Annotated in this window: 1 protein-coding gene; it reads right to left on the minus strand. The window is 49.5% G+C overall.

The window, feature by feature from the left end:
• Window positions 1-56: 56 nt before the first annotated feature.
• Window positions 57-319: VVA0879 family protein (locus LI015_RS28105; RefSeq protein WP_227126793.1), on the minus strand; the 263-nt coding region annotated here is incomplete at its 5' end.

A 319-nucleotide genomic window follows, 5' to 3' on the forward strand; every position in this document is an offset into this window, starting at 1 on the left:
ACGGAAATCACCATGGAATATGCGTTTAAAGAGCTTCGTATGTTTCCCTGGCATGGCTACACCTCCTGTCCTGCAAATGCAAAACACTCCGTCCCGATTCCTTCCTCATCCAGGACAATAATCCCCTTCCCATTCGGAATACCAAAGAGTCCATAAGCCGCCCAGTTGCAGCCAGACGTATCTCCCGCTTTCGGAGACCCCTTTCCCGTATATCTTCCAATACACTCCTGGCAGGCACAGTTTGGTCCTTTGGCTCCAGCCTCCTTAAAATCCCTGATTGATGCAATATGTCCGCACATAGGGCACTCAAACTTCCAAT

Source organism: Enterocloster sp. 210928-DFI.2.20 (assembly GCF_020554465.1).
In the GTDB taxonomy this organism is placed as follows: domain Bacteria; phylum Bacillota; class Clostridia; order Lachnospirales; family Lachnospiraceae; genus Enterocloster; species Enterocloster bolteae.